This is a genomic window from Spirulina subsalsa FACHB-351 (assembly GCF_026130165.1).
Classification (GTDB): domain Bacteria; phylum Cyanobacteriota; class Cyanobacteriia; order Cyanobacteriales; family Spirulinaceae; genus Spirulina_A; species Spirulina_A subsalsa_A.
In genome coordinates this window covers 21,432-43,440 of the sequence record NZ_JAIHOM010000038.1, presented here as the reverse complement: position 1 = coordinate 43,440, position 22,009 = coordinate 21,432, and the positions used below count along the sequence as shown (strand labels likewise).

The following is a 22,009-nucleotide window of genomic DNA, read 5'->3' as shown; positions in this document are numbered from 1 at the left end:
GGGAGCAGGGGAGCAGGGGAGCAGGGGAGCGGGGGAGCAGGGGAGCAGGGGAGCAGGGGAGCAGGGGGGCAGGGGAGAAATTATCAATTATCAATTCCCTATTCCCTATTCCCTATTCCCGGACAGGCAAAAACCCTTAAAAAGGCTCAGAATCGCCTAAAAACGGTTGATTCGCTACCTCAGTTAAGCCCACAGACTCCAGCAACTGTGACCATAATTCGGGGTAATTCTTACGATAGGGGGCTAAGATGGCTAAGGTATCGAGCCACGCGCCATTCTGGGCGTAAATTTGCGCTTGGGTGAGGGAATCCCGAGTGCGGGCAATTTGCCGATCTAAAAAGCGATTTCTGGGTAAACGGGTGAGGGTTCCTTGAATATAGCGATCGCCTTCTCGGTCCCGCCAGTCACAAATCAAAGCAAATTCCCAGATATACTCCTGATTCGGTTCTAAAATCTCCGGCAGTGGCACTTCCATCACCCCTTCCCCCCGTGGCAAGGTGACAAACTCTTGAAATACTGGCTCTCTATCTGTTGCCCTGAGAACTGTTAACTCGGCTTCTTGGGCTGAATTGGAGGGAACATAAATAAATAAACTGGGGTTGCCTTGAGTCGTGGTGCCAGTGGGTAAAACCGCCACCTGATCATCCTCCACATCGGGTTCTGGGGGAACCGGGAACAACACTTGTAAGGGCGGCATCATCTCATCATAACAAGCATCAGGGCCTCGCAAATAGAGGGCTTCGTCAGGGATTCGGGAGGGAACAGGCACAACCTCCGGGGGAGCCGGAGCAACCGGAGCAATCTGGGCAGGTGAACCCCTTTGAGGATCATAAAAGGGTTCAGATTCCGTCATGCGAGTGCCTGCGGGAATTGTCCGGGAGGGAGTGCCACGACGAGGGGGCCGAAATTCTATACTCTGTTGCAGTTGCGCAAAAACTGGGAAAGCCAGACTCGCGCAGAGGAGAATAAACAGATAAACCCCAACACGACGGATAGAACGTAACCTTGGTTGATTCCTCATGATTCCGTTACCCCACACAATGGCTGCTAACTCGATTATGGCTTACGAATCAGGGGAATAGGGGAATTCCTATAGATTCCCATGATTTGGCGTAGCAGGGAACGAGAGATTATGTCAAAATAAAAAATTGTCCCTTCAACCCCAGAACAACCGTGACGACTACTCCTCTTTCCCCTAGCACTCAGACTCAACAACAACCGGATTCCCTCGGACGCTTTGGCCGTTTTGGTGGGAAGTATGTCCCTGAAACCCTGATGCCTGCTTTGGCGGAACTGGAAGCGGCCTATGAGCAGTATCGCCAGGATCCCGATTTTTTACAAGAACTCGATGGCTTATTAGGGGATTATGTAGGACGACCCAATCCCCTGTATTTTGCGGAACGCTTAACGGCACACTACGCCAAACCCGATGGCAGCGGGCCGCAAATTTATTTGAAACGGGAAGATTTAAACCATACCGGAGCCCACAAGATTAATAATGCTTTGGGTCAGGTGTTATTAGCTAAACGGATGGGGAAAGGGCGTATTATTGCCGAAACGGGAGCCGGACAACATGGGGTAGCGACGGCGACAGTGTGCGCTCGTTTTGGCTTGGAATGCGTGATTTATATGGGCGTTCAGGATATGGAACGACAGGCGCTCAATGTGTTTCGGATGCGCTTAATGGGGGCGCGGGTGCAACCTGTGGCGGCTGGCACGGGAACGCTGAAGGATGCTACGTCAGAGGCGATTCGGGACTGGGTGACGAATGTGGAAACCACCCACTATATTTTAGGTTCTGTGGCGGGTCCTCATCCCTACCCCATGATGGTGCGGGATTTTCATGGGGTGATTGGCAAGGAAACTCGTCAACAGGCTTTAGAAAAGTGGGGCGGGGTGCCGGATATCCTGCTGGCTTGTGTGGGGGGCGGTTCCAATGCAATGGGGCTGTTTTATGAGTTCGTGGAGGATGCCCAAGTGCGCTTAATTGGCGTGGAAGCGGCCGGAGAAGGCACGGAAACGGATAAACACGCGGCCACCCTCACGAAAGGTCGTCCGGGGGTGTTACATGGGGCGATGAGCTATTTATTGCAGGATGAGGAGGGGCAGGTGATTGAAGCCCATTCGATTAGTGCGGGGTTAGATTATCCGGGGGTGGGGCCCGAGCATAGTTATTTGAAGGAGACGGGACGGGCGGAATATTATAGTGTGACCGATGGGGAGGCGATCGCGGCCTTACAACGTTTGGCGCAGTTAGAGGGCATTATTCCGGCTTTGGAAACCTCCCATGCGATCGCCTATTTAGAAACTCTTTGTCCTCAACTCACGGGCAGTCCTCGTCTGGTGATTAACTGTTCAGGACGGGGAGATAAGGATGTGCAGACGGTGGCGAAGTATTTAGGGTCTGCTGAATAACACGCCTACGCTAGACTCAACAAGGGAATAGGAATAATCCCCAGCTAACCCAGAAACCGGGTTGCGTTCATCCTCTCCTTTTCCTTCCAAACCCCATCAAAAACCCTGTTTCTAACGTTCAACTTGAAACCGGGTTTCTTGCACTCCTTCCCTTTTCGCTCTAACCCTCCTGAAACCCGGTTTCTAATCCCCAGCTAACCCAGAAACCGGGTTGCGTTCATCCTCTCCTTTTCCTTCTAAACCCCATCAAAAACCCTGTTTCTAACGTTTAACTTGAAACCGGGTTTCTTGCACTCCTTCCCTTTTCGCTATAACCCTCCTGAAACCCGGTTTCTAATCCCCAGCTAACCCAGAAAAACCCCGGTTTCTAACTTATTGCTATTCGTCAAACATTAAATGCTGAATCGCGGTACTTTGGATCGAACTTTCTACAAATAAACGATAATCAGTAGCTGACTCAAAATAATCCTGCATCGCCTCTAGCTTGGGTAAAGTTCCCCGCCGTAATCCTAAATATTCTGGATAACTTGAAAACTCCCACTCTTCTGGCCGATTGACCAGATTGGCCTTGACTGGATTTAAATGAATGTATCGGGTTAACTGCCATAAATACTCATCCGAATCCACGGCGATCGCCTGAAATCGACCCTGAAATAAACTGCCTACTCGTCGATAACGCTGATTGATTGCTTTGGCATAGGATACCCCTAACTGCTGCATTGCTCGCGATAAATAATCCACATTAATATACAGCAGTAAATGATAATGATTGGGCATCAAACAATAAGCTATAACATCAGCAACTTGTCGCTGAATTAGATATTTTCTAAGTTGTCGCAAAAAGTAGAGATAGTTTTCCCGTTCAAAGAAAATAAGCTCGCGATTATGACCACGATTGTATACATGATAATAATGACCCGCGTTTAAAACAATCCGACGATAGGGCATTGCGATCAATCCTCGGAAAACTCCTCACTAGAATGGTCAATACGATTTTAACCACCATCAACCTGAAACCCTCTAATCCCCAGATAACCCAGAAACCGGGTTGCGTTCATCCTCTCTTTTTCCTTCCAAACCCTCTCAAAAACCCGGTTTCTAATCCCCAGCTAACCCAGAAACCGGGTTACGTTCATCCTCTCCTTTTCCTTCCAAACCCCATCGAAAACCCGGTTTCTAATTGCCAGCTAATCAACATAAGGCGGAAACTCCAAGGGAATCGCCCCTAATACGCCCTTACGAAAATCATTCAAAAACAACACCGCCACCCGTTCCAAATCCCCCTGATATCGTTGATGGGCTAAGGTGTAAAGATACTCCTCCCCGGTATTAGCACCCACCTCCAGCCCATAACGAGAAGACAACACCTCAGAAAAGTCTAACTCTTGCAATAAGTCCACCAAAGCCGCCGCCACCCGGTGATTATCATAACTCGCTTCCCCAATATCCTCACAAATCGCCAACCTCACCGCATCCCCTTGATTCTCCAAACGCCAAGGAATCACCCCCGGCGCATCCAACAACTCAATATCATCGGAAAGTCTCACCCATTGCAACTGTCGCGTCACCCCAGCCCGTCGCGCACTTTTTACCGCTTTTTTCCCCACCAAACGGTTAATTAATGCCGATTTCCCCACATTAGGCAAACCAATCACCACCGCCCGCACAGGACGCGGCATCATGCCTCTATCCCGTCGTCTTTCATTTACCCCCTCCCCAAACTGTTTGGCCGCTTTAATAATCTCTTTCACCCCTTTGCCCGCCTTGGCATTGGTAAAATACACCCTTTCTCCCTGAGACTCAAACCATTTTTGCCAAGGGGTATATAAATCACTGGGAATCATATCCATGCGATTCAACAGCAATAGACGAGGTTTGGTATTAATCCACTCCTTGACTTGAGGATGTTGGGAAGATAAAGGAATGCGGGCATCTAATACCTCGAACACCACATCAACATTTTTCAGTTGCTCTTTTAGTTGGCGTTCTGCTTTGGCAATATGTCCGGGATACCATTGAATGGCAGGAGTAAAAGTCATAATTCGTTTATGGGGCTTCTTGGTCTAGTTTACCCGGATTCTTTCCCTGAGAGTCAGAGAATTTCTGAGCCTCACTCTTCCCTCTTGACCCGCCCTGAATTCTGGGTTAGAACCAGAGGGGTAAATCTGAATCACTAATCGATACAAGCGGGTCAATCAAGCTTAAAACCATCACGAAGTTTTAAGATACCGCCATCACTACTATCTCAACAATTTATTAAACAATAGAGTTTTAGGAGAATAGTCTTTCGCACTGCCCCTTTTTTCACTTTTTAGGTCAGTCTATGCCTTTAACATATTATGAACTTTGTCTCCCTAATTTTCCCGTTTTTTTTAATAATTGTTTTCACGCTGTACTGGCATCTAAAGACCCAGACCCAACGTAATGTATTATTACTTATTGCCAGTTATGTTTTTTATGGTTGGTGGGATGCGCGATTTTGTTTGCTCATTCTCGCTTCTTCCTTGTTAGACTTTTTTATTGGCTTAAATTTAAAGACGAATCAAAACCCGAAACAGCGTCGCCATCTTTTAGGGGCAAGCTTACTCTTTAATTTAGGGATGTTAGGGATTTTTAAGTATTTTAATTTTTTTGTCGATAACTTTGTCAGCGTTTTTGCTAGTTTAGGGATTAATCTAAATAGTCCAGCCCTTTATATTATTTTACCTGTCGGGATTAGTTTCTACACTTTCCAGACTTTAAGCTATACCCTAGATATTTACCGAGGAAAACTACAACCGACCCACTCTTTATTAGAATTTTTAACCTTTGTTTCTTTTTTCCCCCAATTAGTGGCGGGTCCAATTGAACGGGCGGCTCATTTACTGCCTCAGTTTGGGGTTCAGCAATCCTTTGATTATAAAAATGCGCGGTTAGGATGTCAATTAATTCTCTGGGGATTGTTTAAAAAGGTGGCTGTTGCTGATCCTTTAGGGGTTCAGTTTGTCAATCCAGTTTATAATCAGATTCAGACGGCAACGGGGGCAGAAATTGCTCTAGCTACGGTTGCCTTTGCTTTCCAGATTTATGGCGACTTTTCTGGCTATTCTAATATCGCGATTGGTACGGCAAAGTTATTTAATATTGACCTGTGCCAGAATTTCAATAAACCTTATCTATCCCCTAATATTAATGAGTTTTGGCGACGTTGGCATATTTCCCTATATCAATGGTTTAAGGATTATGTTTATATTCCTCTTGGGGGCAGTCGAGGGACGATGCTGCAAGGGATACGGAATATTGTCATCACCTTTGGTTTAAGTGGATTGTGGCACGGGGCGCGGTGGACTTTTGTCTGGTGGGGGCTTTTAAACGGTTTGGCTTTGATTCCTCAGTTTGTGAGTCAATATTGGCAACGTCAGGAGCAATTAAAGGGAAAAAACTTAGCCCGTGAGTTTAGATTTTTACCGCCTTTTGTGGGTCAGATTTTGGGGATTTTAATCACTTTTATTTTTATCTGTTTTACTTGGATCTTTTTCCGGGCGGAAACCTTGTCTCAAGCGATACAAGCACTCGGTGTTATTGTCCAAGGTTTCGCCTATCCGTCCCAATGGCTACAGGATGGCTATGATTTAATCGTGAGGGGAGATACTCGTTCTAATTTCATCTCGTTAGCTTGTCTATTTATTTTGTTAGTTTGCGAGGTTTGTGATGAGTATTGGCCGAATTTTAAAGAGCGCGTTTTCAATACACCGTTAAAACTACATTGGATTGTTTATTCCTTGGGAGTTTGGATTACTTTAGTACAAACTCGTGTGATCTCGTCTGATTTTATTTACTTTCAATTTTAGGGTGATATACTATGTTGAAAAAATTTTGGCTGCGTTGTAGCTTGTTTTTTTTAATTCAAGCCGTTCCTTTGCTGATGATCGGTTCTTTGGCGTTAAAAGATGGCTATGGGAGTCCGGGATTAGAGTTGGAATATCTGCGGAAGCAGTCGGCGCAATATCCCTCTCCTCGGATTATTTTGATGGGTGATTCTAGTGTGACGTTTGGCTTATCTGCCCAAGAGGTTCATGTTAATTTGAAACGGCGTACGTTGAATTTAGGATATTATGCGAATACGGGGGCGGATTTTACGGTTTCTGATGCGAAATGGAATGCTCGACGGGGTGATACGGTTATTTTATCTTGGAGTGCGGGGTTTTATCGCACGACTCAGGCTAAACTTCCGGGCTATTTTGCCTTAACTTTTTTACTTCGCTATCCTGAAGCGTTTTTACTGGATCCTTGGCAATATTCTAAGCAATTGCTAGATCATGGTCAACAAGGATTGGGGATGATGTTGGTGTATGGAATCAATCGTTCAATTCAAGGGAAAAAGGCCGTTTCTCCGGTGGTGGAAGGGGAGGAAGTTATGGCGGTTGGTAGTCGTATTGTGAATGGCGATATGGTGCTAGATTGTGGGAGAGAATCTTTTGATTTGACGGGGTTTCCTGCGGCCTATGGTGAGGTTTGGACGCAACACCATGAGGCTCATATTATACTGATTAAAAAGGGAATTGATAGTTTAAAGTTGCAAGGAATGGGGGTTTATTATTTGTTTCCCCCGGTGTCGGAAAGTGCTTGGGCTGGGAGTGAGGCGATCGCCCAACAAATTGAACAGCGCCTGCGAGACACCCACCATCCCTACATTCTAGGCTCTCCCCAAGACTTCGTATATCCCGATGATTGGTTTTATGATACGGAGAATCATCTCAATTGTGAGGGGCGTGAGGCACGGACCCGGCAGTTGATTGATCTATTGAAACAGATTGAAGTCTGAACCAATGTCTACGGTGCGCTGATATTCTAGATCGATGGAGGATCATTCTTAAGGAAAGAAAACCATGCGACTGTCACAGATGCTGTTTGTTACCCTGCGTGAGGACCCCAAGGACGCAGAAATTCCGAGTCATAAATTGTTAGTGCGGGCGGGGTATATTCGACGCATCGGAAGCGGGGTGTATGCCTATTTACCGTTAATGTGGCGCGTGTTACGCAAGGTTTCCCAAATTGTGCGGGAGGAGATGGATCGCACCGGGGCCCAAGAATGTCTATTACCTCAATTGCAGCCCTCGGAGTTGTGGAAGGAGTCGGGACGGTGGGATACTTACACCAAGGCGGAGGGGATTATGTTTGCGTTTCAGGATCGCCAAAATCGGGAGGTGGCACTGGGTCCGACTCATGAGGAGGTGATCACGGCGATCGCAAAAGAGATGATTCGCTCCCATCGTCAACTGCCCCTACATTTATACCAAATTCAAAGCAAGTTCCGGGATGAAATTCGCCCCCGTTTCGGTTTGATGCGCGGTCGGGAATTTATCATGAAGGATGGTTACTCGTTCCATACCGATGAGGACAGTCTCAAACAAACCTATGGGGATATGGATCAAGCGTACCGGAATATGTTCTCGCGCTGTGGTTTAGAATTTGTGGCTGTCGATGCGGACTCCGGGGCAATTGGTGGATCAGGATCTCAGGAGTTTATGGTGTTGGCCGAAGCGGGGGAGGATGAGGTGTTATACACCGAAGATGGCAACTATGCGGCTAATGTAGAAAAGGCGGTGTCTCTGCCTCCCGATGCCGTGCCTTCTCCCTTTACGAAGTATGAAAAGCGGGCAACACCCAATACTCCCACCATTGCCACTTTAGCGGATTTTGCCCAATGTTCCCCCACAGCCGTGTTGAAAAATGTTCTCTATCAGGCCATTTACGACACGGGATTACAGGTGCTGGTGTTGGTGAGTATTCGGGGAGATCAGGATGTTAATGGGGTGAAGTTGCAAAATGAGTTAGTGAAACGGGCCGCACAGTTTGGGGCGAAGGGGATTTTAAGCTTAGAGGTCCCCGATGAAGAGGCCCAGAAAAAATGGGCGGCAAAACCGTTACCCTTGGGCTATATTGCGCCAGATTTGGGGGATGACTATATTGGCAAAACGGCCGATATTCACCCGAAATTTCTGCGTCTGGTGGATGAAACGGCGGTGAACCTCAAAAACTTCGTCACCGGGGGGAATGAGCCGGGATATCACGTTTTTGGGGCGAATTGGGGCCAACAGTTTAAGTTACCTAGCCTACAGGTGGATGTACGGACGGCAATGGCAGGCGATCGCGCTGTTCACGATCCCACTCAAGTTTTAAAATCAGCCCGAGGCATTGAAGTGGGGCATATTTTCCAGTTGGGAACCAAGTATTCTCAAGCACTGGGAGCCACCTATACCAGCGAAAATGGGGAAGAAATCCCCTTGTGGATGGGCTGTTATGGGGTGGGGGTGTCTCGTCTCGCTCAGTCGGCCGTGGAACAGTCCTATGATCAAGATGGCATTGTCTGGCCTGTTGCCATTGCCCCCTACCATGCCATTGTGATTGTCCCCAATGTGAATGATACCGAAGCGTTAGGGGTGGCCGAGAACCTCTATGAGGCGTTAAACCAAGGGGGGGTAGAAACCTTGCTCGATGACCGCAATGAGCGCGCTGGGGTGAAGTTTAAGGACGCGGACTTAATTGGTATTCCCTATCGTATTGTGACGGGGCGATCGCTTAAAAATGGCAAGGTGGAAGTCGTGAAGCGGGCCACCAAGGAAACCCAAGAAATCCCCCTAGAGGAGTTAGTCCCCACCCTACAGCAATGGGTACAAGAGGCTTTGACTAGGGAATAGGGAATAGGGAATAGGGAATAGATAATTGACAATTGATAATTGATAATTTCTCCCCTGCTCCCCCGCTCCCCTGCCCCCCTCCCCTATTACCTATCTTAAATGTCACTCATAGGACTCCCGTTAGAGCCGATAGGCTTAACGGCGAGATAAATTTTGACCAACCAAGAAAACCGACCAAAGGGAGTCCTTAATTGGGTGGAAAATCTTGAGCTTCAACATATTTTTTAAGTTGCTCAACTGTAACACCACCGCCAGTAGAAACAAAGTAGGTTCCCGTCCAAAAGCAAGGTTTATTGTATGCTATAGCTAGGGTCTGCTGAATATCCCTGTAAGCAATGTTAATAGGGCTTTGGGCTATTTTAAGAGCGAGAAATTGCAAGGTTTTAGGGATAAATAATCAAAAAGGCTTGCCTTTTTTCGACTCCTCCTGTTCCCTGTTCCCAGATCCGGTGTTCCCTAACCCTACGAGTAGAGTTATTCAGCAAGCCCTAGCTAAGTGTCATTGAAGAAGCAAGAATCCCCCGTTAGATTGCGTCAGCAATTAACGGCGGGAGTGTCAATAGTTAGGGAGTGTGTCAAAATGACTAATAGAGTTGAGGAAGTTCCCCTATGCTGGTTTGTCCTGAATGCCAATCGAAAAACCCGACACAAAACAAGTATTGCCAAAAATGTGGAACTTCCCTAACGGTAAGGGATTGTGAGGAATGCGGCGGACCGGTGGGATGGGAAGAGCAGATTTGTCCCCATTGTGGCGCGTCTATGGTGAAACCGCTCCTCGCTTTGATTATCCCTAAAACTCCCGCCGTTGAGTCAGAGAATGTAGAATTAGCCCAAGGGGAGGAGACGGAGATCCCCGAGGTGGCCGCATTAGACCCCAACCAGCGTTATCACATTTACAGCGATTCAGCCCTCTCCCCCTCCCCCCACTACGGTGAGGGGTATAGTGTGCAGGTGTGGGACTCTCAACCCCTCGCAGAGTCCTATTTAAGTTCTCAACTGAGTGCAACGGCAACCCTTGACCCTAACGCGGTGCTGACCGATTCATCAGAGTCTCAGGAGGAAGGCCTACAACAAGCGGGAGTCCCTGCCATGGCGATTCCCTATCAATTACTGAAGGATCGTTTCTGTCCCATTATTCCCCGTCTTTATGATGCTTGGGAAACCCCAGAAAAAACGGTGGTGTTGCTCGAAGATCGTCAAAACTATGCCGGGTTAACTCAGTGTTGGGAAGATCCAGATATTCCCCTGTTACAGGTTTTATCTTGGTTGGATGAACTGGCTCAATTGTGGCAAAATTTAGCGTCTTTGGGGTACTGCCAAAGTTTGTTAGAAGCGAGTAATTTACGGGTCGATGAGGATAGGGTGCTGTGTTTACAGCAACTCTATCCCGATGACCCGGAACATCAGCCGGAATTGAGTGCTTTAGGACAGTTGTGGCAACGCTTTTTTAGTCAAACGGGACGCACCCTCTACGGCCCCTTGGCGGACTTGTTGGGTGGGTTAATGGAAGGCAAGATTACAGTGGTGGATGATGTGCGATCGCGCTTACGAGAATTCGCCCGTCAACAAGAGGCCCCCGATGAGGAAGAGAATAACCCAGAACCGGATCCCTCCGATGAAGTCGAGGAACAGGAAATGAGTGCTGGGGCCCATGAGGAAAAAATGAACTATCCCATGGAGGGGGAAGATGTTCCCACGATTGTCCTCCCCATGCAGTTACTCAGCCTCACCGCATCCGGTTTAACCCATGTGGGAGGACGGGACCATAATGAAGATACCTTTGGCATTGAAACCCTAATCCACAGCACAGAAAACCCCCTCGGGAAAACCCTACAAGCCAAAGGGATTTATATTGTCTGTGATGGCATGGGAGGACACGCGGCCGGAGAGGTCGCCAGTGCGATGGCTGTAGAATCTCTACAATACTATTTTCGAGAACATTGGACTGATCCCACAGTGTTACCCGATGAGGAAACCATCCGTCAGGCCATCTTAACGGCCAATGAAAAGATTTACACAGTTAACCTAGAAAATTCCCGGTCTGGGAGTGGTCGCATGGGGACAACCTTGGTCATGGTCTTGGTACAGGATCGGAATGTTGCGATCGCCCATGTCGGAGATAGTCGCGTTTACCAAATCACCCGCAAACAAGGCATTGAACAATTAACCCGAGATCATGAAGTCGGACAACGGGAAATTTTACGCGGGGTAGACCCAGAAGATGCCTATGCACGTCCCGATGCCTTCCAACTCACCCAAGCTCTCGGCCCCCGAGAAAATGATTTTGTGAAACCGGATGTTTTGTTCCTAGAAGTTCACGAAGATACCGTCTTTTTACTCTGTTCTGACGGTGTATCCGATGGGGATTTACTAGAAAAACACTATGAAGATTATTTAACCCCCTTAATCAGTTCTCGGGCTAATTTAGAAGAAGGATTGTATGATTTAGTCCGTTTCGCCAACATCGAAAACGGTCATGATAACATCACTGGCGTTGTTGTTCGTGTGAAATTACGCCCCAATTTAGATGGCACTCCCATAATGTAGGACTATGACCCATGGTTCAAACACCTATCCCACCTCACATTCTTTATCCAGATTCCGATGGCAAACCTATGGCGGAAAATACCCTACAGTATGATTGGATTGTCTGTCTAGTCAGCAATCTGAGACGGTTATTTGTCAATCAACAAGTCTTTGTCGCGGGGGATTTACTGTGGTATCCCGTACAGGTAGAAAGACCCCCCGCCCCGGCTCAAGCACCGGATGCTATGGTAGTGTTTGGTCGTCCTCCCGGATATCGTGGCAGTTACAAACAATGGGAGGAGGATAATATTGCTCCTCAAGTGGTCTTTGAAATTCTTTCCCCGAGTAACACCCGCAGCGAGATGTTAGCAAAACAAACTTTCTATCAAAAACATGGGGTGCTAGAAATGTTTTTTTATGACCCAGAATCCTATGATTTTTGGGGGTTTGTGCGAGAGGAGCAGGGGGAGGATTTTGTTTTAATTACTCCCCTCCATCTCCCTTGGATCTCTCCCCTGTTACAAATTCGCTTTGAATTGGGTGCAGAGGGATTGATGGTTTTCTATCCTAATGGGGAACGGTTTAAAGATCCCGGAGAGTTTATGGAAGAACGGGATCAAATTCAACAGGAACGAGATCAAATTCAACAGGAACGGGATCAAATTCAACAGGAACGGGATCAAATTCAACAGGAACGAGATCAAATTCAACAACAACGCGATCGCGCTTTAGCAAAATTACGGGAGTTGGGGATTGATCCAGACCAGCTTTAAGTGATAATTGTTCACAGTTTGCTCGGTTTTACTCATTGTTTTGGTCGGGATGAGGTCGTCCCGAGACACTTTCTAACGCTCCAATCAGAGCGCGAGAAGCCGCTAAAATATCACGTTCCTCTCCCCCTAAATACAACCGCCCAAAACTGCCAATAGCAGAGACTTGTAAAATATTAATAGAGGCCGCTTTTTCCGCTTCATTGGCCGCTAAAGCAGCATAGGCCGCCGGTTGCACTTCCAATACATAGAGCGTCTGTCCGGCTAAAAGTAGCTGGCCGCGACGACTGCGATTAATTAACTGGGCTTGGTGTGCGTCCAAATTGCGGATAATTTGGCTCGAAATAATCCGGGGTTTGAGGCGATCGCGTTCTGATACCCCCAGAGTATCTAAAATCGCTTGTCCCGCCGTTCGCGTTTCTCCTTGACTCGGAGAATGTATTTCCAACAATCCATACAAACGTTCTACAAACTGCACCCCCGGACGGACAGCCGTTGCTTTAAGAGCAACATCCGTAATGCGGTTAATCTCAATACCGGGAGAAATTTCAATCCAGAGAGACGTATCCCCCGGAAGGGGGAGAAAACCAAGAGCAACGGTTCCAATATAGGCAGCGTGTTGGGGTTGTAGATTGTCGAGAAAAACGTAACTGCGTAGATCAATGCCCAAAACTTATTTCTCCGTCGGTGGGACTGTGAAGGCAAAGATATTATATAGCTTTTCCTCCCCCCGTCGGTTAATAACTCCATCAACCACGCTCTGACAGGGGGGCAGCAGATCCCCTATCACAAAAGCTATAGTAGGAATAATTTGCTCAATGGACCAATCGTGATGCAGACTTCTCCGTTTTTTCTATCCTTGCGCCGCAAGATTCCTCTCAGTTGGCTTTTAACCGTTCCTTTAGTGGTACAAGTAACATTAGCGGTTACGTTAACAGGGTGGTTAGCCATTCGCAATACTCAGGAAGCCGTAAGAGATTTAGCCAATCAACTCGGCACCGAAAGAATGGCACGAGTAGAAGAATATTTAATTAATTACTTGAACACACCTCATCGAGTTAACCAAATCAATATCAATGCCGTCCGTAGCGGACAATTAGATATTCAAGATCCTTCAAGTCGTGAGCGGCAATTTTATGATTTACTCACCCTATTTCCAGAAATCGGGAATGTTGCCTTTGCGGGAGTAGATGGCAGTTTTACGGCTGTTCAGTATGAAGATGAGACTCGTTCAGAACGAGTGTTACAAATGGCCGATTTATTAACCCAATCCATGATTACCTACGGTTTGGATGAAATGGGTCGCAGAACCTCACTTCTCTCCAGTCGTGCTAATTTTGACGTGAGAACCCGAGAGTGGTACCAAGAAACCTTACAACAAACAACCCAAGAACAACCCCAAGCGGTTTGGAATCCCATTTTTAACTTATTTGGCAATCCCCGGATTCTAGTTCTTCCGGTTAGTGAACTCCTTTACGACAATGGGGAGTTCATTGGCATGGTGAGCGCTCGTTTATATTTGTCCGATGTGGACGAGTTTTTAGCTCAATTGGATTTAGGACAAGGGGGCAAGGTTTTTATTATGGAACGAGATGGGTCTTTGGTGGCCAGTTCTGTCCCCGATACGGTGACTGTAGAAACTTCCGAAGGACGACAACGAGTGAAAGCGGAGGATTCAGACCATGAGTTAATGCAGGAAGTCGGTTTATTGATGCGAGATCGTCTTTCTCTCCTTGATTCTAGACCATCCCAATCTGCACCAGATTTAGCCATTAATCATGAGGAACAATTTATCCAGATTTTACCCTTTGCTGAAGAACCGGGGTTAGATTGGTTCATTGTGGTGGCCGTGCCGAAATCGGAAGTTTTCGGACAAATTCAAGCCAACAGTCGTAATACTATTTTGCTCTGTGTTGCTGGGTTAATCTTAGCCATTGGGTTTGGTTATTATATGGCGCGACGTATTGCCCAGCCTATTTTAGCACTCAGTCAAACCAGTTTGGCGATCGCAGACGACACTCAATCCCTTAAAAATCCTGACAACCAAGGATTGCAGCCTTTACCCCCCTCTCCAATTCAAGAACTCGATCGGGTAGCTCACTCTTTCAACCAAATGACAACTATTTTACAGGATGCCTTTCAGCGCTTAGAAAATACTAACAGTGAGTTAGAACAACGAGTCGGGGAACGAACTTCCGAATTAACTCAAGCCTTAGCGAACTTAAAAACGGCTCAAATGCAGTTAATTCAAGCCGAAAAAATGTCTAGTTTGGAACAATTAGTCGGGGGAATTGCCCATGAAATTAATAATCCGGTTAATTTCATCTATGGCAATATTCAACACACAGAAGAATATGCCAATTCTCTGCTTTCTATCATTCAAGAATACCAACGCACCTATCCTAAACCACCCCCAGAACTCTTAGAGCATTTAGAAGATGCTGATTTGGATTTTGTGCAGGAAGATTTGCCCAAACTGCTTTATTCTATGCGGGTTGGTTCTGAACGGATTAAAACTATCGTCGCGGCCTTGCGTATTTTTGCCCGCTTAGATGAAGCTGGATTTAAAGACACTCCGTTACAAGAGGGATTAGATAGCACATTAGCTATTCTCACAAATCAGCTAAAAGCCAATGAAAAACGCCCAGAGATTCAGATTATAAAAGATTATCAGCCTATTCCTTTAGTTGAATGTGATCCCGGGCAAATCAATCAGGTTTTTCTGCAAATCATCACCAATGCTATAGAGGCTTTCAATGAATTAGAAGTGAATGAACCCACGTTATGGATTAACACCTTGGCAACAGAACAAGACGTTATGATTCAAATTGCCGATAATGGGGGAGGAATTCCAGAAGAGATTCAAGGGAAAATATTTGATCCCTTCTTCACAACAAAACCTGTCGGCCACGGGACAGGTTTAGGGTTAGCGATTAGCTATCAAATTGTAGTAGAACAGCATGGGGGGAATTTAACGGTAGATTCCACGTCAGATCAAGGTACAAAATTCACCATCACTTTACCGAGAAAAACTTAAGGTCATCTTCCCCAATTTTATGTATTAGAATTGATAAACTCAGTGCATTTTAACGTTTAGTTTTGGGATAAAACCCTGATTGAGTAAGATGTAGCGAAATAAGAAACGGATAAATAATGATTATTCAATCAAGGGATTTGTTCGTCGTTTTACCTGTGCTGATTAGGTCATACCTCCCCGATCATCTTGTCTTTAAGCCACCTGTGCCATGACTTGCTGCAAGAGCCTTTCTCGGGATTCCTGACGCACCCACCCATCCATCACCGCTTTTTGTAAGTCTGAATAAGCTCTCAATTCTTCAATTCCATAGTTCGTAGTTTGTAAGAGTTGGCGCAGCTTTTCTTCTGCGCTGGTGCTTAAAAACCCTGTCTGGAGTGCATGAGTGACAATGTAGTTGATGGAAGTTATGGATCTGCATCCTTGAAACATACTGTGATGAGGTTGCAGGAGAACAGATAGAGTTTTCATGGTGTTTGGGGTAAAAAGTTTGTGATTGGTCAAAAGGTTAGATCATGGGTTCTTGCTTTCCGTAATAACATCAGGGATTGTCCTGTGTTTGCAATGCACCCAACAAGAATGACCTTAATATAACCTAATTGTTTTTACGGAGTAACAGAAAATTCACGTATTTTATTGTAAAGTAATCATGAAGAGAAAAGGGGGTAAAATGGCAAAAAAATAAGGCTTTAAGAGTTTAAAGCCTTAATGGATATAACTTCCAGTCTTTATAAAGATTTTGTTGAGGTCGTTTTTTTACCGTATTTTTACGGTATTTAAGCTACCTGTACCCTGAAACTGCTTTTCTTTCAGTGTAGTTTTTTACCAATAGTTTAAACATCGGCATTTTGCCTTATTTCTCCTAATTTTTCACGACATTTACCGTGAGTAGGGGGGGGAATAATTAGGTTGTACTAGCCAAATGACGGGGGAGGGTGACACAAAACACTGAACCTTGTTCAAGTTGACTCTCTACGGTGATGGTTCCGCCCATTAAATCGACAAGGGATTTCGTAATGGTTAATCCTAAGCCAGTGCCGGAATATTTGCGGGTGGTGGTTTGGTCTACTTGGCGGAATTCGTCAAAGATGTAGGCCTGTTGGTCTGGGGCGATGCCTATGCCGGAATCTTGTACCACAATCTGGATGTGGTGGGGGGGGATTTCTCGGAGGGTGATGGTGATTTGTCCGGTTTCTGTGAATTTGAGGGCGTTGGAGAGGAGGTTAATCAGGATTTGACGCAGGCGATCGCGATCATTCAAAATTTTGCTGTCTTGGAGTTGCGACTCTAGGCACAAAGGCAATTGTTTTTCATCGGCTAGGGGGCGCAAACTATCCAAGGTTGTGGCGACTAATTGCTCTAAGTTGAGGATTTCTGGTTTTAAGATCAGGTGATGGGCTTCAATTTTCGATAAATCCAGAATGTCATTAATTAGGGTGAGTAAGTTTTTCCCGTTGTTATGAATACTTTCAATCATCTGGATTTGTCGCCGGGTGAGGGTGCCAGATCGTTGGCGTAACAAGACTTGGGAAAAGCCAATAATGGCATTCATGGGGGTGCGCAGTTCATGGGACATCATGGCTAAAAATTGCGCTTTCATGCGGGCGGCCTCTTGAGCTTCTTTATATAAGCGGGCGTTTTCAATGGCCAGGGCAGCACGGTAGGCTAAATCTTCGATAAACTCTAGTTCTTCTTGGTTGTAATGACGACTGGACTGGCCCCAGACGCAGAGAATTGAGCCTAAAATCCGTTCTCGGGTGCGTAGGGGAACACAAATATAGGAAGAGAATTTTAACTGAGTTAAAAGGTCTTGTTGTTGAGGACTCACAGACAATTCACTCAGGAGAGCGGGGGAGACTTCAAAACAGGCTACAGATTGCCCGGTTTGAAAAACTTGGGTGGTTTGGGGGGTGCGATTGTCCCCTTGTAGTTGCCAGACGAGGGTTTCTTGTTCTGGGTGAACATGAGCAACGGCGATTAAATGGGGGGATTTATTCGGTTCAGCGAGGTTAATGGTACACCAATCGGCAAGGTGAGGAACAATCAAATGGGCGAGGTTTTTGAGGGTGGTTTGATAGTCGAGGGTGGCGGAAAGGAGGGTAGTGGCGGAGGCCAAAAAGCGCGATCGCTCTTCGGTGCGTTTCCGTTCCGTAATATCACTCACCACCCCCGACAGACGGAAAGGGGTTCCGGTGCGATCGCGTTGGGCTTTCCCCCGCACCGTACAGTAATGATATTCGCCGCTTTGATGACGGATGCGAAACTCTAAAGCAAATTCCGCCCTCCCCTTGAGATGTTCCTGCACTAAATGGAGGAGATAGGGCCGATCATCAGGATGGAGGAGTTTTAAAATCAATTTGGGCGTAATCACCACCGCATTAGGGGAAAAGCCCACAATTGCCAATAAACGGTCATTGCCGTAGATCGTCTGACGCTGTAAATCCCAATCCCAAATCCCATCATGGGACCCCTCCACCACTAAACGATAGCGCTCCTCACTTTCTAATAATCTTTGATTGGCTTCTTGGGCTTCTTGTTCAGCAGAATAAACCCGCACGGCGCTGAATAAACTACGGCATAAGGTATCCGGGGAAACTTTACTTTTGGAGAGATAATCTGAAGCCCCCGCTTTCATCAACTCGACGGCAATTTGTTCATCCCCTTGCCCCGTCAGTGCAATCAAGGGGATTTTAATTTGGCGATCGCGAATTGTCCGAATTAAATCCAATCCGTTCCCATCCGGCAGACGATAATCCAAGAACACACAATCAAATCTCGTCCGAGTTAACTGCTCTAACGCCCCTTGACAAGTCTCCGTCTCCACCATGACAAAATCCACCTCGGCCTTTTTTAAAGCGCGTCGGACAGCCATCCGGTCTATTTCGTCATCTTCCACCACCAAAATAGTTAGGGGGTCATCAATCATGGTCTATTATTGGGGAGACAGAGGAGGAGTCGATTCTAGCGCAGTCGATTCTAGCGCAATCGTTTCCTCCTGATTGTCCCCCACTTTTACCCCAGAATTCTCCTGTTGTTTACTCCGTCGATATTGACGGGCAAGCTCCATTGTACTAGGCAAAACCCCCACTAAACTCGCCAGCAATTCATCCTCTAACCCATCGGTAATTGCCGCCCCAAAATAGCGTTCCATCATGACTAAAATCAAACTCGCTCGTTTTAAAGGCACCCCTTGTTTTACCACTTTTTGCGTTGCACTCAGCCATTGTTGACGATGGAAGAAAGCGTCTTTTTTCTGCTCAAAGGATTCTAGATAAGTCAGCGCCACTTTCCCCAAGGGGACCAAGCGAGAACAATCGAGATCCACAATTCCCCCCACCATCGCCCCTGGCCCCACAATTTCCGCATAGTGGGTGTGACAAATAATCAGCGCATTACCGGGAGTCGCTTGTACATAAAATAACTGTCCACTCTTTAATTGACCTAAAACCTGAGTGGGGGGAAAAAGCGGATTCCGTGTTAGAGCTTGCTTAGACATATCGACCTGGGGGAAGCAATAAAGGAAGTTATATTTTGGGAACAGGCTGGACGAACAATAGCTAAAAACGGAACAATCTACAAGGGTTAAAAGTCTGAGTCAGAAGAAGCGAAATGTATTGCCCCTTCTTTGAGCCTATCTCATGTCCCAATGGTATCGCAAGCTTCTTTGGTTTCAAGATGTGACAACAATTACCTTTAGGATTTTATCCAGACGTTTGACCCTTTTTGTCTAGACTTTTTTCTCTATCTTTATTTTAATCAAATCAGCCCCTCTGTGCCGTTGGCAAATTCTACGAACTTTTGGCTAATAAAGTGTATTTTAAATCACACTACCTATCCGTTAAAGTTCTGAAGGTTCAGATTAGGATGGCCGGGGCTAGTTATTTCTTCAAGAGGAGAGCCTATTTTTTCGTACAGAAAAAAAAATCTAGCTTGAGCGAGTTCTCGCTGAGGGAAAGAGGGTGAGCCTGCGCTGAACTGGTTGGACAGTCAACAGCCCACTAAGTAAGATAAGCTGATAGATGGTATTTGTTTAAATCCAGAACATTCACTTGTGGAAATTACGTTTTTAGGTACCAGTTCCGGCGTTCCCACGCGATCGCGCAATGTATCCAGTATTGCCCTCCGTTTACCCCAACGGGCGGAAGTGTGGCTCTTTGACTGTGGCGAAGGCACCCAACATCAATTTCTGCGCAGCGACCTGAAAACCTCGCAAATCCGCCGCATTTTCATCACCCATATGCACGGCGACCATATCTATGGTCTGATGGGATTAATCGCCAGTATTGGCCTCGCTGGCACCGGACACACCCTAGATATTTACGGCCCCCCAGCCCTAGCCGATTACATCAAAACCTCAGCCCGTTGTTCTCAGCTTGATATTGCCCGCCGAGTGAATATTCACCGCGTACAAGCCGGGCTAGTCTATGAGGATGCAGAATTTACCGTCACCGCCCAAAAACTAGAACATCGCGTGACAGCCCACGGCTACCGGGTGACAGAAAAAGATAAATCCGGACGCTTTAATGTCGAACAAGCCCAAGCCCTTGGCATCCCCCCCGGCCCCATTTACAAAGAACTCAAACAGGGCAAAACCATTACCTTAGACGATGGACGTATCATTAACGGTCAAACCTTATGTAGTGACCCGGAAAAGGGGCGCAGTGTCGTTTACTGCACAGACACCGTATTTTGCCAAGGAGCCGTAGAATTAGCCCAAGGGGCCGATGTACTCATTCACGAGGCCACCTTTGCCCACCAAGACGCTCAATTTGCCTTTGAACGTTTACACTCCACCTCAACAATGGCCGCCCAGGTAGCCCTATTGGCAGGAGTGCAAGAATTAATCATGACCCACTTTAGCCCCCGGTACACCCCAGCCAATGAGGTGACGTTAAAGGATTTATTAGCCGAAGCCCGGGCGATTTTTCCCAATACAAAGTTAGCCCATGATTTTTTCTGTTACGAATTACCCCGCCATCGTGAGGTGGCATCACAAAATTAAGTAGGGCTTGCTGAATAACTTGGGGAGCAAGGGAGCAGGGGAGCAGGGGAGCAGGGGAGCAGGGGAGAGGGGGATCAATCGCCCTCTATAATGAAACGGTCTTTAGATTGAAACTTCCCCCATGAACTCTGTGTGGCAACGCTTCACCTTATCTGATTTGCCCCTCTCCCAATGGCGGGGGGGCAGCTATTTGTACCGCCTCGTGGGTTTCTTAAGCGCTTGGCGGGAGGGCAGTTGGTTTTTACAATGGGCGAATCCTCTGGGTGCGGTCATTTTGTGCGCGATTGTCCTCATTGCCCCTTTTACCAACTCTTCCAATCCAACGGGAGTGTTATTAATCGCGGCCGGGGGCTATTGGCTGATGTTAACTCTCTCAGACCGCCTGAAAACCGGGTCTACGCCTATTCATATCGCGGTGGGCGTGTATTGGTGCATTGCCCTTATTGCCACGGCTTTTTCTGATGTGAAAAGTGCGGCTTTTTCGGGGTTGATTAAACTGACGCTGTTTTTGTTTATGTTTCTGTTGGGGGCGCAAGTGTTGCGATCGCCTCGTCTCCGGAATTGGGTCATGGCGGTTTATCTCCACGTCTCCCTCCTCGTCAGCGCCTACGGTATTCGTCAACAATATAAGGGGGTGGAACAATTAGCCACTTGGAATGATCCCACCTCCCTCCTCGCCGAAGAAACCCGAGTTTATAGCTTCCTGGGTAATCCTAACTTATTAGCCGGATATTTAATCACCGCGATCGCCCTCAGCATAGCCGCCTTATTCATTTGGCGGGGGTATCTCCCCAAAACCCTCGCGGGGGTAATGCTGGTTATCAACACCACTTGTTTATTCTTTACCGACAGTCGCGGGGGATGGATTGCAGCCCTCGCCCTTCTGATTACTTTTTTCCTCCTCCTGCGCTATTGGTTTGCCGAGTATTTACCCACCTTTTGGCGGATTTGGTTAGTGCCGATGCTATTTGGGAGCATGACGGCCGTAATTATCTTAGGCATCACCCTTGTAGAACCTTTGCGTTTACGGGTGATGAGTATTTTTGCCGGGCGAGAAGATAGTAGTAATAACTTCCGGATTAACGTCTGGGAGGCCGTTTTTCGCATGATTGGCGATCATCCCATCATCGGCATTGGGCCGGGGAATGATGCCTTTAAACAAGTCTATCCCCTCTATGCCCGTTCCGGTTACGGGGACGCTTTGGGGGCCTATTCTATTTTCTTGGAAACTCTGGTTGAGGTGGGCTGGGTAGGTTTTGCCCTATTTTTATGGTTTGGGGTGATCACCTTTAATCTCGGTTTACAACAACTCGCCCGTTTACGGCAAATCAAGGATGAACAAGCATTTTGGTTAATGGCTGCGATCGCCGCTTGTGCCGGGATGTTAGTTCATGGTCTATTTGATACCGTCTGGTATCGTCCCCCCATCAATACCTTATGGTGGCTCATGGTTGCCTTAATCGCTAGCTTTTTTCAGTCCCAAGAGATGTCTAGTGAACAGTAATCAAAAATCCCCGGCAATCAAAGCGCGGGGATTGTCAAAACTTCTGTTCCTACTCTGGACTAGGCAACTTCAGAAAAT

The 22,009-nt window shown here is 46.9% G+C and carries 17 protein-coding genes; 9 read left to right on the top strand and 8 right to left on the bottom strand.

What is annotated here, in order from left to right:
- Positions 1 to 136 precede the first annotated feature (136 nt).
- Positions 137 to 1,021 (bottom strand): DUF928 domain-containing protein, encoded by an 885-nt coding sequence (locus K4A83_RS09635; RefSeq protein WP_265264290.1) that lies wholly within the window; start codon positions 1,019 to 1,021, stop codon positions 137 to 139.
- A gap of 152 nt (positions 1,022 to 1,173) precedes the next feature.
- Here K4A83_RS09635 and trpB point away from each other — a divergent pair, with 152 nt between their 5' ends.
- Complete coding sequence (trpB, locus tag K4A83_RS09630; RefSeq protein WP_265264289.1) at positions 1,174 to 2,415, top strand: tryptophan synthase subunit beta; 1,242 nt, start codon at positions 1,174 to 1,176, stop codon at positions 2,413 to 2,415.
- 378 nt (positions 2,416 to 2,793) lie between these two features.
- On the opposite strand, the gene K4A83_RS09625 is transcribed toward trpB, so the two are convergent.
- Positions 2,794 to 3,363, bottom strand: a complete 570-nt coding sequence (locus K4A83_RS09625; protein WP_265264288.1) for a transposase — start codon at positions 3,361 to 3,363, stop codon at positions 2,794 to 2,796.
- A 239-nt stretch (positions 3,364 to 3,602) separates the two neighbouring features.
- Positions 3,603 to 4,454, bottom strand: a complete 852-nt coding sequence (gene ylqF / locus K4A83_RS09620) for a ribosome biogenesis GTPase YlqF (RefSeq protein WP_265264287.1) — start codon at positions 4,452 to 4,454, stop codon at positions 3,603 to 3,605.
- A gap of 300 nt (positions 4,455 to 4,754) precedes the next feature.
- Here ylqF and K4A83_RS09615 point away from each other — a divergent pair, with 300 nt between their 5' ends.
- The 3 genes from K4A83_RS09615 (at position 4,755) to proS (ending at position 9,095) form a co-directional block, all read left to right on the top strand.
- A complete protein-coding gene (locus K4A83_RS09615; protein WP_265264286.1) occupies positions 4,755 to 6,245 on the top strand; it encodes an MBOAT family O-acyltransferase in 1,491 nt (496 codons plus the stop codon).
- An 11-nt stretch (positions 6,246 to 6,256) separates the two neighbouring features.
- Positions 6,257 to 7,219 (top strand): hypothetical protein, encoded by a 963-nt coding sequence (locus K4A83_RS09610; protein ID WP_265264285.1) that lies wholly within the window; start codon positions 6,257 to 6,259, stop codon positions 7,217 to 7,219.
- 64 nt (positions 7,220 to 7,283) lie between these two features.
- Complete coding sequence (gene proS, locus K4A83_RS09605; protein ID WP_265264284.1) at positions 7,284 to 9,095, top strand: proline--tRNA ligase; 1,812 nt, start codon at positions 7,284 to 7,286, stop codon at positions 9,093 to 9,095.
- Positions 9,096 to 9,282: 187 nt separating this feature from the next.
- Here the strand turns inward: proS and K4A83_RS22880 are convergent, their stop codons facing one another.
- Positions 9,283 to 9,453, bottom strand: a complete 171-nt coding sequence (locus tag K4A83_RS22880; protein WP_407809982.1) for a transposase — start codon at positions 9,451 to 9,453, stop codon at positions 9,283 to 9,285.
- 251 nt (positions 9,454 to 9,704) lie between these two features.
- On the opposite strand from K4A83_RS22880, the gene K4A83_RS09595 reads away from it, so the two are divergent.
- Together K4A83_RS09595 and K4A83_RS09590 are read left to right on the top strand one after the other, a co-directional pair.
- Positions 9,705 to 11,642 (top strand): serine/threonine phosphatase, encoded by a 1,938-nt coding sequence (locus K4A83_RS09595; RefSeq protein ID WP_265264283.1) that lies wholly within the window; start codon positions 9,705 to 9,707, stop codon positions 11,640 to 11,642.
- A gap of 11 nt (positions 11,643 to 11,653) precedes the next feature.
- The gene (locus K4A83_RS09590; protein ID WP_265264282.1) at positions 11,654 to 12,394 is read left to right on the top strand and encodes a Uma2 family endonuclease; all 741 of its coding nucleotides are present in this window, start codon (positions 11,654 to 11,656) and stop codon (positions 12,392 to 12,394) included.
- Positions 12,395 to 12,422: 28 nt separating this feature from the next.
- Here the strand turns inward: K4A83_RS09590 and K4A83_RS09585 are convergent, their stop codons facing one another.
- Entirely contained in the window at positions 12,423 to 13,061 is a 639-nt protein-coding gene (locus K4A83_RS09585; RefSeq protein ID WP_265264281.1) for a hypothetical protein, read from the bottom strand.
- A gap of 162 nt (positions 13,062 to 13,223) precedes the next feature.
- Here K4A83_RS09585 and K4A83_RS09580 point away from each other — a divergent pair, with 162 nt between their 5' ends.
- Positions 13,224 to 15,428, top strand: a complete 2,205-nt coding sequence (locus K4A83_RS09580; protein WP_265264280.1) for a sensor histidine kinase — start codon at positions 13,224 to 13,226, stop codon at positions 15,426 to 15,428.
- A 192-nt stretch (positions 15,429 to 15,620) separates the two neighbouring features.
- On the opposite strand, the gene K4A83_RS09575 is transcribed toward K4A83_RS09580, so the two are convergent.
- From K4A83_RS09575 to K4A83_RS09565, 3 genes are all read right to left on the bottom strand, one after another.
- Entirely contained in the window at positions 15,621 to 15,896 is a 276-nt protein-coding gene (locus K4A83_RS09575) for a hypothetical protein (RefSeq protein ID WP_265264279.1), read from the bottom strand.
- Between the two features lie 433 nt (positions 15,897 to 16,329).
- Complete coding sequence (locus K4A83_RS09570) at positions 16,330 to 18,351, bottom strand: hybrid sensor histidine kinase/response regulator (RefSeq protein ID WP_265264278.1); 2,022 nt, start codon at positions 18,349 to 18,351, stop codon at positions 16,330 to 16,332.
- Between the two features lie 6 nt (positions 18,352 to 18,357).
- A complete protein-coding gene (locus K4A83_RS09565; RefSeq protein WP_265264277.1) occupies positions 18,358 to 18,921 on the bottom strand; it encodes a hypothetical protein in 564 nt (187 codons plus the stop codon).
- A gap of 555 nt (positions 18,922 to 19,476) precedes the next feature.
- Between K4A83_RS09565 and K4A83_RS09560 the strand changes: the two genes are divergently transcribed.
- The gene (locus K4A83_RS09560) at positions 19,477 to 20,427 is read left to right on the top strand and encodes a ribonuclease Z (protein ID WP_265264276.1); all 951 of its coding nucleotides are present in this window, start codon (positions 19,477 to 19,479) and stop codon (positions 20,425 to 20,427) included.
- Between the two features lie 121 nt (positions 20,428 to 20,548).
- The gene (locus tag K4A83_RS09555) at positions 20,549 to 21,931 is read left to right on the top strand and encodes an IctB family putative bicarbonate transporter (RefSeq protein WP_265264275.1); all 1,383 of its coding nucleotides are present in this window, start codon (positions 20,549 to 20,551) and stop codon (positions 21,929 to 21,931) included.
- The last annotated feature ends 78 nt before the right edge of the window (positions 21,932 to 22,009 follow it).